Origin of the sequence: Photobacterium rosenbergii (assembly GCF_033022775.1) — a bacterium.
Classification (GTDB): Bacteria; Pseudomonadota; Gammaproteobacteria; order Enterobacterales; family Vibrionaceae; genus Photobacterium; species Photobacterium rosenbergii_A.
Genome location: NZ_JAWJZI010000054.1, coordinates 1 through 414, shown reverse-complemented (window position 1 = coordinate 414; position 414 = coordinate 1). Strand labels below are relative to the sequence as shown.

1 tRNA gene and 1 rRNA gene are annotated in these 414 nt (G+C 44.7%); both read left to right on the top strand.

The window, feature by feature from the left end:
• Positions 1–58 (top strand): 16S ribosomal RNA (locus R2X38_RS26670); the annotation flags it as partial.
• Positions 59–125: 67 nt separating this feature from the next.
• Positions 126–201 (top strand) — tRNA-Glu (locus R2X38_RS26665).
• The last annotated feature ends 213 nt before the right edge of the window (positions 202–414 follow it).

Below are 414 nucleotides of genomic sequence, written 5' to 3'. Positions count from 1 at the left end.
TGGGGTGAAGTCGTAACAAGGTAGCCCTAGGGGAACCTGGGGCTGGATCACCTCCTTAACGATATGACTGCGTTTTACGCAGTGTCCACACAGATTGCTTGGTTTAATAGTAAAGACAACATAGTGTCCCATTCGTCTAGAGGCCTAGGACACCGCCCTTTCACGGCGGTAACAGGGGTTCGACTCCCCTATGGGACGCCACTTTCTAAATGCATTCTTTTGAGTGTGATTAGAAAGTGGATGCCGCAAGGCAAACACATGCTCTTTAACAATCTGGAAAGCTGACTAGTAAATTGAATTCTTTGAATTCAATACTAATAGTTCTATCGAAAGATAGAACGAGTTCTCAAGCAACACACATTCAAGTGTCTTGTGTAAGAGTCCGGCGAAACACAGTTCATCAATACTCAGATG